The following is a 9,703-nucleotide window of genomic DNA, read 5'->3' on the forward strand; positions in this document are numbered from 1 at the left end:
GCCGCGACCCCCGCGCCCTGGACCCGCTGGATGTCCCACGACAACTGCGGCTCGAAGGCGAGCAGGTTGCGTCCGTTGACCGTGAGCCCCTCGTTCTCCAGATAGAACAGGTGGATGTCGTCGGCGTTGTCGGCGAGATAGAGCAGCCCTTCGCCGCGCACCCGCATCAGCGACGCGCCCTCGCCCGTCATGGCCTTCTTGAACAGCTTGCCGATGCCGCCGGACCCTTCGTAGTCGAAGTCCATCTGCCCCTGGAAGGCGACCATCGAGCCCTGCTTGGCCAGCACTTCGGGCACTTGCACCCGGAGCATCTTGCCGTTCTGGAGAGCGAAGCCGGGGGGCAGGGGCTGGCCGTCGAGGTTTCCGAAGATGGAGCTGCGCACGTTTTCTACCTTTCGAGAAGTCGTGCCCGCCAGCGTACGGAAAATCCCCTACAACCGCGTGCGCACTCCAACCGCCTCACCCAACGAACCTGCACGCACACCCCATGATCGGACCCGGCCCGCACGCACAAGCAACCCGCTCAACCCAGCGCGCCCCGCACGCTCCCTTCATGAACCAGCGGTCCGTACCCCTGTCCGTCAACTCCGCTGAACGCCGGCCGCCAGATCCCTGACCACCTGGATCAACTCCGCCGGATCGAACGGCTTCGTCAGGTAGGCGTCCACCCCGATGCCGAGGCCACGCGCCCGGTCATCGTCCTGCGCCCGCGCCGTGACCAGCACCACCTTGATGTGACTGGTGGCCGCGTCGGTGCGCAGCTTCTCCGCCGTCGTCCATCCGTCCAGGCAGGGCATCATCACGTCGAGCGTGATGACGTCCGGCATGACCTCCAGCACGAGATCAAGGCAGTCCTGCCCATCGGTGGCGGTCGTCACCTCGAACCCTTCCAGGTTCAGGTTGACCGCGATGAGCTGACGGATGACCTCGTCATCGTCCACGACCAGTACTTTCCCAAGAACCTCGCCCACGGGCGCCAAGTTAACCTGTAGTGAGGTGGTCACGCCGGGTTTTCACGGGATGTGTTCAAGGAGCGTTATCCGGTGCCGAGTGGTGTCAGGATGCTGATAGCCTTGTCACTCGTCAGCCCCCTTAGCTCAGGGGATAGAGCACCGGCCTCCGGAGCCGGGTGCGTAGGTTCGAATCCTACAGGGGGCACTCGATCTTGATCAGCGGTTCCGGCCGTTGACCAGGGCAAACATCACAGGAACGGGCGGGCCTCCAGTCTCACGGAGTCCCGCCCGTTCTCGTTGTAGCTCGCTGGCTGTGGGCCAGTTGTGGGCCAGAACAGAGCTTCTGACCAAGCCTCGAACGGTGAGGCGGCGCCATGCCACCGGTGCTTTCCTCACATGCCGCACTACCTCGATGGAGGGCAGCGCCCGTGAGCGCCGCGACGCGCGCGGTAGCCGAGCCCCAGCACGTCGCGCGGCTCGCCTCGATGAAGGGCGGCGCGACCTCCGCAGCCGTGTTGGTGAAGGTCGTCTCCTCCATGCCTCGATGAAGGGCGGCGCCCAAGAACGCCGCGACTGCCCTACACCGTTCAGACCTACAAGCAGGCCCCGCCTCGATGAAGGGCGGCGCCCATGAACGCCGTGACGGCAAGCCCCGGGGGTGGTGGGATCCGTCCGTTCGGGCCTTTATGAAGGGCGGCGGCCAAGGGCGCCGCGACGGGCCAGCTTGGCGATGTGCTGCCCGACCGGGCCCTCGCCTACATGAAGAGCGGCGCCCAAGAACGCCGCAACTCACGGTGCACGAGCTGCGCCATGACGCTGGTCTCGCCTCGATGAAGGGCGGCGCCGCCCAAGAGCGTCGCAACGACCGCATCCATCCCGCGACCGGCCGCCGCCCGATGCCTGGACGAAGAGTGGCGCCCAGGAGCGCCACGACCTCAGAATGCGGTTCAGGAATGGTCAGCTCTACGGGCCTCGATGAAGGGCGGCGCTGGAATGCGCCGCGACGACCACCAGGAAGGGCGGCGCTTTGGAGCGCCATACCACATCGCCTCTACGCCGACCTGCCCCCATGATTCGCCTCGATGAAGGGCGGCACCCAAGAGCGCTGCGACGATCGCACGTCGGAGGTGCGACCCATGGGTAAAGCGCCTCGATGAAGGGCGACGCCCAAGGGCGCCGCGACAGCGGATCCTTGACGTCGGCGCGAACGGTCCGGATGCCTCGATGAAGGGCGACGCCCAAAAGCGCCGCGACGGGGACACCGCGAGCCAGGCGGAGTTCCTGGTCAAGACGCCTCGGTGAAGGGCGGCGCCCAAGAGCACCACGACCTACGTGATGACCCGTCGTGGATCGAGATGACGAAGCCTCGATGAAAGGCGGCGCCCAAGAGCGCCGCGACTGACACCGGCGCGTTCACCGGCCTGGTGGTGCCGCAGCCTTGATGAAGGGCGGCATCCAAGAGCGCCGCGGCTGGTCTCGCCTTCGCCTTGCTCCATCGCGGTGAAGATACCTCGATGAAGGACAGTACCCAAGTGCACCGCGACCCAGGCGTCCAGCTCCCTGGAGAGGTTCGGGTCGGCGCCTCGATGAAGGGCGACGCCCAAGAGCGCCGCGACCCTAGACGGGTTCAGCAAGGGCCGTCCGTTCCGCATGCCTCGATGAAGGGCGGCGCTCATGAGCGCCGCGACCGCGACGTCGGCCATATCCGGCCCGCCGAGCGCGAGCCTCGATGAAGGGCACGCCAAGGAGCGCCGCGACACGGCGGCTAAAAGTCCACCGAGCGGAAGATCACCTTTCCTCGATGAAGGGCGGCGCCGAGGAGCGCCGCGACCTCACGTACCCGCTGGCGACCGTCGCCCACGTCATGCCTCGATGAAAAGCGGCACTCAGGCGCGCCGCGACTCGTATAACGGATTCGGTCTCCGGGTCGTTATGGAACCTCAATGAAGGGAGGCAGAGACGGCGCAAACCGGCTGGCGGCAGGCTTGGTGCTCGGCAACGACGCGCCAAGAAAGGCCGCGCCTGCGCCTCCAAGGATAACTGTGACGGAGTCACCTGCTCGATGAAAGGCGGCGCCTGGGAGCGCCGCGCCATCCGCTAGGCCCCGTGCTGATAGGCGCGCGGGAAATGCCTCGATGAAGGATGGTGCCCGCGGGCCTCGACCTGCCACCACCACGCTCTACGGCGAGGACACCTTACCTCAATGAAGGGCGGCGCCGAGCGCCGCGACTGGCCTATAACCTCCGTGGGCCGTCACCCGCGGACGCCTTGATGAAGGGCTGCGCGGCGGAGCGCGGCGTCGAAGTCGTGACCGCCGTCTGCCCCGTGCTGCGACAGCCTCGATAAAGGAGTCGTCCAGGAGCGCAGCGACTCCAGGAACCGGCCCTCCTACCAGGAGTCGATCTCGCCTCGATGAACGGTGGTGCCTACGAGCGCCACCGACTTGCGCTCGTTGCCGTACTTCAGACCGATCTCGCGGCCTCGATGAAGGGCGGCGCCCGAAAGCGCCGCGACTGCTCCACTACCAGGTAGCGGGCGCCCGGAATGGCGCCGCCTCGATGAAGGGCGGCGTCAAAGAGCGCCGCGACGAAGTCGAGAGGGTGCAGGACGATGCCGTTGGGGTCGCCTCGATGAAGGGCAGCGCCACAAGCACCAGAAGCTACAAGGGCTTCGGTCTGCTGGGTCGTAATGGAGCCTCTATAAGAACAGCACCCGAGAACGCCGCGACGAGACTCGGACCACGTCGGTGGGGCCCACCGGTCGCCTCGATGAAGGGTGGCGCCCAGGAGCGCCGCAACCCCTGAGCGCGAGGGGCAGCTCGATTTGTGGGTGGGGCCTCGATGAAGGGCGGTGCTCAACAGCGCCGCGCCCCTCGACCCGCAAGGCAACCTGTCGCGCCGTATGGGGCCTCCATGAAGGGCGGTGCCCAAGGAGCGCCGCAACCACCGATCGCACGCGGGCAGCGTGACATGCCGGACGCCTCGATAAGGGCGGCGCCCAAGAGCGCCGCGATAGCGGGCCGGTCATTGTGGGCTTCCGATCGGGTGCAGTTGCCCGGTGCCGGCACGGCGTTCGGGCGCTTTGTCGCTACCGGTGATGGTGACGGGGAAGATGATGATTGCGGTGAGGCCGCGGGCGCTGAGCCACCGCATGAGCCCGTCCTCCGGCGGCCGACCGTGGACGAATGCGGCGGTGGCGGCGGTGAGTTGCCGCGAGGTCAGGATGGTGCGCAGCCGTGCGGGATGCCATCGGGTCCGCCACATCGGCACGGCGAAGTGTTCGGGTCTGTCTGGGTGGGTGGATGCGCTGGTTAGGGCTGCGCCTCTGGTGGTTTGCAGGGCGAGCGGGATCTGGGAAATGCCCCAGAGTGCGCCCCACACGACGGCGTTGTCGGCGGGACCGGGGACGTCCAGCCCGGTTGCGGAGCGGCTGTCGGGAGCGTTGCCTGCGGCTTCGTCGTGTATCTGATCGCCGAGGAGGCCGTGGAGGATCTGGTCTGGTGTGCGGGCGGCCACTGCTTGTGCGATCTTGTTGAGGCGGGTGCCGACGAATTCGGCTCCGGTGTTGCGTGGTTGCATTTCCAGCCGGCTGGCGGCGTCGTCCTGAAGCCTTTTCCCCTTCCGGTCGAAACGCCAATAGCACGGCTCGCCGAGAGCGCCGAGCATACGTAGGTCGAGATCGGCGCCGACGGTGGTGAGCGAGTCAATGACCTGATGGCGGCGAGTCTGGAGGTGCTGCCAGCCGTCGTCGTCGGGGATGCCGCTGAGGCGAGGGCTCATAAGCCCGCGGGCGGTGCCGGACAGGGCGATGATCTCCCTCACCCACCCGCGGTTCTGGGCGTGGGCTTGGACGATAGGGCCGACGATCTGCGGAGAGATATCGAGGTGGGCGCGTGGGCTCATCCCGGGTGTCCAGCTGAGGCGCAGGCCGGTGTGGCCTGCGTCGGCACAGATCGCGGCCAAGCCGTATAGGGCCAGGTGGGTGATGAGGCGGCGCGGGTCGCCGCCCAGCGTGACGCCGTTCATGATCCCTCGCTGGAGACTTGTCCGTCCGCCGCCCGGAGCAGCGCTTCCAGGTAGGCGCATCCCCACACGCCGAAGGCGGCGTGGGTGCGCTCGATCAGGTGGTCCCATTCGCCCTCGTCGAACAACAGCCGGGCGAGATCGGTGAAGCGGGGGTCGCTGGTGAGTTCGGTGCTGGTATGGGGGTATCCAGGGCGACCTTGGCCGTGGCTGGTGCCGACCAGGCGGGCGACCAAATCCCGATGGTCGCAGGGGAGGTCGGCCAGCGCGTCCCAGCAGGCGAGGATGGACAGTTGTTCGTGCCGCCAGTTGCTCGGCAGGCCGGACATGGCTCGGGCCCGGTCGATCTTCCTGCGGGTGGTCATGCCGCTTTTGGCGAGGAGTTCGGCGCTGGTCTGGTCAGGGTCCAGGCTGAACTGAAAGCGAGGCTCGGCTTTGCCGTCGTCGTGGTGGAGACCGGCGAGGCACAGCAGGTCGGCGAGCGGCCCCAGACCGAGGCGGTCGCCGATGGACCTCGCGCGGGCGGCGACCGCGTGGGCGTGGGCGGGGAGCGTGACGCGTTCTTTGGGCGTCCACTGCTGGCGGGCCGCCTCGTCGTGGATCAGCCGGCGGTTGTCGGTGATGAGCAGTCTGCTGGGTGGCTCGTCGGGGTCGGCGAGTGTCGTGACCTCGAAGTCCTTGATCCTGCCGCGGAGCGCTTTGATCGCTTCGCGGATGCTGCGTGCGGCCGATTCCTCCAGCAGGGCAGCGAGCTTGGCCAGCGCGTCGGCCACGTTGTGGCGTCCGGGCCGGCGGTTGAGGTACCCGGCGTTATCGGCGGTGGCCGCGGAGAGGACGTGCGTGATCGCGGAGCTGACCTCGTCGTCGTTGGTCGTCGCGGGATCGAGGCAGGAACCGCGCCCGAGCCGGAAGACGAACTGCCCGACATTCGCTTTTTCGGGGCCTTCAAGGACATCGCTGGCCAGGTCGGTGCCGGTCCGATCGACCAGAGGCATGTCGTCGATCACGGTGAAGATCGCGGCGCTGCTGCCGACCACGACGATGTCACCCGGGCGCAGGGTTCGATCAGCGGTCTGTGGCTGCGGCTCGGGGCCGCTGGGGTCGTTGTCCTGGCCTCTGTAGATGGACACCTCGTCGTCGCGCACCCTGAGCATGAGCGTGTCGATCTCGGCCAGCCTGTCTCGGGCAACGTTGATCTTGGCGGGGATCGCCTCGTAGTCCAGCGGTGGAAGCTCCCGGATCAGGTCGATGGCGGTTGCCGGGTCGGCGGGCAGGTCCTGGCGGATGACGATCCCCACATCGAGGTCGTCTGCCAGGTCGTCGGAGAGCCATAGATCCAGGTCAGCGGTGGCGAACAGCAGGTCGTTGGTCCGTGACCACATCCAGGCATCGCTCAGCTCCGGCCGCTGGAGCAGGGTACGACGTCGACGCTGGCCGGGTGGCGGGTGCTCGCGCAGCGTCCAGGGGGCAAGCCCGTCAGGATCGGTGGTCCGCTCGCACAGCCAGGCCAGCGCATCGTTCAGGTCGTCGACCTCGTACGGGGCGACGTTGGTCTTGTCGGTGAGTTGTTTGTCCGCCCCGGCCACGACGATGCGGGTGTGGGTGCGGTTGCCGCGCCGGTTGACCCGCCCGGCCCGCTGGATGATGGCCGAACCGGGGGCCAGCTCGACCAGGGCGGCCGCCCAGTCGAGGTCGGCGCCGACCTCCAGACTCTGCGTGGAGATCACGTAGTCGACCTCAGGGTCACCATCGGGAGTCAGCAGCTTCGTGCCGTGCAGTCGGTCCAGGTCGTAGGGGCGGAGCCGGCCGCACACCAGGCGGGTTCGGCCGGTCTGCGCGAGCTGGGCGGCCAGGTCGGTGGCGGTGGCCACGTTGTTGACGAAGCAGCCGATCGTCGGCCCGTACTGTCCACGCAGCGCGATGGCCCGCTCGGCCATCGTCGCCAGCGCCCTGGCCCGTGCGGCACCCTTGGCCGGGATCGGCCACACGGGCAGTTCCAGCAGTTCGACCGGCTTAGGGCGACACAGCCGCTGCCGGAGCACGGGGCTGTCGGCCAGGTCGCCATCCTCCACATCGACGTGGCTGACCGCTCCGGATCCGTCCGGCGTCGCGGTCGCCTCCACCACCTGAAGCACCGGCACCGGCACCGGCAGCGGGCGGTCGCTGATCGCGGCCAGTTGCGCGACTCGCCGGGCCGTGTAGATCAGCTGCCGGGACAGGTGGGCTTCGTCCACGACCACGACCGAATCGAATGCGAGCAGCCCGGCCTCCCGCGGCCGGGAGGCCGGGCTGGACCCGTAGCCGCTGAACAGGAGCCTGCTGCCCCACATGTCGGGGGTCGCGCAGATGATCTGGCAGGCTGTCGCGTCGTCGCGCCAGGCCCGTGGGGCGGGTACTCCGCCGCGCAGCCTGGTGATCAACAGCGGAGACGTCCCGTTCGCCGTGACCAGAAGCGATCGGAGCAGGTCGGCGACCTCGGCCAAGATGCCGCTCGTAGCCACGTGCAACCGGTCACGTACCTGGCAGGCGTGCTGGTGCTGGTCGTCGACCAGCACGCGCCGGTCGACGACCATCGACAGCCGGCGCGGCAGCCGTGGGGCGGCACCGGCGGCCATCAACGCGACCGCGAAGATGTGAATGTCGATCACGCTGGTCTTGCCGGCGCTCGTGGGCGCCGCGATGACCTCGGGCCAGCGGCCGTCGGTGACGAGCTGCTCCAGCAGCCGGCGCTGCCAACCGTACGGCCGGATCTCGACCGTGCCGTGCACGGCGGCGAAGTACTCGTCGAATCGCTCGAGCGATAGCCTCACGCCGCCACCTCCCCAGCCGGCACGTCGTCGGGGATGAGCAGCCCGTTGCCCAGGTGCCTGGCCTGGCCAATGGCCAGCAGACCGCGCGCCGGTGCCAGGTTGGCGAGGTCGATGAGCGCCCGGTAGGGCCGCAGCGGCAACCCATCAGGAATCTTGTGCACGAACCTGCTCACGTCGCCGTCACGCACCGGGATGGCATCTCTCACGCCCAGCCCGCGCTGCCGGACAGCATCGGCGACCTGCCGATACCACGCGCCTCCCTTCCCGGGGGAAATACCTAGCTGGTCGCGGAGCACCAGGCCGACCGACAGCCGTACCGCGTCGGTCAGCGTCCAGTTCCGGCCCTGCCCGCGAGTTTCCGGTACGGCCGCCGGGACCGTACGCCACAACCGGACATACCCCTCCTCTGGCGCGTTCCAGAACTGATCTGCGCGCGTTTCCCGATGCCGACTCAAGGTCAACCGCCGCCCGGGGCGGACTTCGGTGAGCGTCTCCCAGGCCCCCTTGATGACCTGGTAGTCGGCCCCGTCGATGTCAGCGGGCAGCAGCAGCGCGAACACCGCCTGCGCGCCGGAGATGCCACAGAGCGCGGCCTCGGCGCAGGTGAGCGCCTGGATGGCGCACCGGTTGGCCGGGCGTTCGACACCGGCCGCGTACTTGCCGGTCAGGACGGGCGGGGCACCGTACCCGATCGTCTTGATCAGCGCCTTGTGCATGGTGACAGCCCAGCGGACCCGATCAGCCTCACCGGTCAACGGCGTGCCGACTTCAGCGAGCAGCGCCGTGTTCCACGGCACGGCCGCAGGCACCGGGCGGCGAGAGGCGTACCGGGCCGGGGAGAGCGCCGCCGTGATCCGCGTTGGCCGCACATGGCTCTCGTTGGTGACCAGCCGATCCTTGGCCGCAGACGGCACTGCGCCATTGTCATCCTGGTAGGCGGCGACCAGTGCCTCGGCACGGCCTGGCGCCGCCACCTCCAGGTCCAGATCGCTCGCCGAAATGTCCCACCAGTCCGCGTCAGCAACCAAGTCGTGGGTGGGCTCGGCCGTGCCGACCCACATCCGCACCGGTGTCTCGGCCATGCCCAGATGCGACACCTCCGCGCACAGCGCCTCGATCGCCTCCCGCAGCGCAGCCGGCGGCCCCACCTGCCACGTCCAGGCGTAACCACCGTTCACCGCAACCGAACTCAGCCGTTGCGGCGTACGGGAGAAGACTCGCCCCGTCGGCCGCTTCTCCAGCAGCCGGATCCGGTACGCCAGCCCTTCCGGGCGGTTCACATGCAGCTCAGGAACACGAATGCCGTCTGGTGGATGCGCCTCCAGCCAGCGCAGCGCGGCCAGGTCCACCTCACACGGACGCAGCACGCCGCCGTCCTGGACGGCCCGCGGCCCCTGTGCGGCGGCGCACAGCAATGCGGCGGCCAGCCGAGCGGGTGAGGGCACCGTGTCGACCTCACCGTCCCCAGTGTGACCGCGGTACGTGCCGAGTGGTGGTTCGGCGATGATCGCGTACGGCACAGCCGCTCACTCCTCCTCAGCTGCATCGTCGGCGACAGCACCTGCGACGATCGCCGGGTTTCCGTCGACCTCCAGTACCGGGCCCTGCCACCGGACGCCCGCTTCCCGCTCCGCTCGCTCCAGCGCCTGCGCCAGCAACGCGTCCGCCTCCTTGATCCCCAGCGGAGCGAGCTCGGTGGTTCGCCCGCCACGCTCGTCCAGGGTCACTCGGGTGGCCCCTGCCTCGATCAGGTCGCAGTTGGCCCGCAGATACAACTCCGCATCCGACCGGGCTAGCCCCGTTTTCCGCACATGAGTGATCTTCAGCGGAGGTCTCGTGGATCGATGTCGAGGAGATCCAGGAGATGGAGTTGGAGGTCGGTGGGTTGCGGGATGGTCGGGGGTGACTGGCCGGTGCC

General features: G+C 68.5%; 6 protein-coding genes and 1 tRNA gene. 1 reads left to right on the plus strand and 6 read right to left on the minus strand.

The features are described 5' to 3' along the window. Together E1267_RS40245 and E1267_RS40250 are read right to left on the minus strand one after the other, a co-directional pair. The coding region (locus tag E1267_RS40245; RefSeq protein ID WP_246064606.1) for an AIM24 family protein at positions 1–383 on the minus strand (383 nt) is incomplete at its 3' end. Positions 384–581: 198 nt separating this feature from the next. Beyond that, positions 582–971, minus strand: coding sequence for a response regulator transcription factor (locus E1267_RS40250; protein ID WP_132341010.1), 390 nt, complete (start codon positions 969–971; stop codon positions 582–584). Positions 972–1,086: 115 nt separating this feature from the next. On the opposite strand from E1267_RS40250, the gene E1267_RS40255 reads away from it, so the two are divergent. Further along, positions 1,087–1,158 (plus strand) — tRNA-Arg (locus E1267_RS40255). A gap of 2,818 nt (positions 1,159–3,976) precedes the next feature. Here the strand turns inward: E1267_RS40255 and E1267_RS40260 are convergent. The 4 genes from E1267_RS40260 to E1267_RS40275 are packed head-to-tail and all read right to left on the minus strand — an operon-like array spanning position 3,977 to position 9,560. Then, positions 3,977–4,978, minus strand: coding sequence for a hypothetical protein (locus E1267_RS40260; RefSeq protein WP_132341012.1), 1,002 nt, complete (start codon positions 4,976–4,978; stop codon positions 3,977–3,979). After that, positions 4,975–7,785 (minus strand): type I-G CRISPR-associated helicase/endonuclease Cas3g, encoded by a 2,811-nt coding sequence (cas3g, locus tag E1267_RS40265; RefSeq protein WP_132341014.1) that lies wholly within the window; start codon positions 7,783–7,785, stop codon positions 4,975–4,977. The genes E1267_RS40260 and cas3g overlap by 4 nt, the downstream gene beginning before the upstream one ends. Continuing rightward, positions 7,782–9,305 (minus strand): type I-G CRISPR-associated protein Csb2, encoded by a 1,524-nt coding sequence (gene csb2 / locus E1267_RS40270; protein ID WP_132341016.1) that lies wholly within the window; start codon positions 9,303–9,305, stop codon positions 7,782–7,784. The genes cas3g and csb2 overlap by 4 nt, the downstream gene beginning before the upstream one ends. A gap of 6 nt (positions 9,306–9,311) precedes the next feature. Beyond that, the gene (locus E1267_RS40275; protein WP_132341018.1) at positions 9,312–9,560 is read right to left on the minus strand and encodes a hypothetical protein; all 249 of its coding nucleotides are present in this window, start codon (positions 9,558–9,560) and stop codon (positions 9,312–9,314) included. Positions 9,561–9,703: the final 143 nt, after the last annotated feature.

Origin of the sequence: Nonomuraea longispora (assembly GCF_004348345.1) — a bacterium.
Classification (GTDB): domain Bacteria; phylum Actinomycetota; class Actinomycetes; order Streptosporangiales; family Streptosporangiaceae; genus Nonomuraea; species Nonomuraea longispora.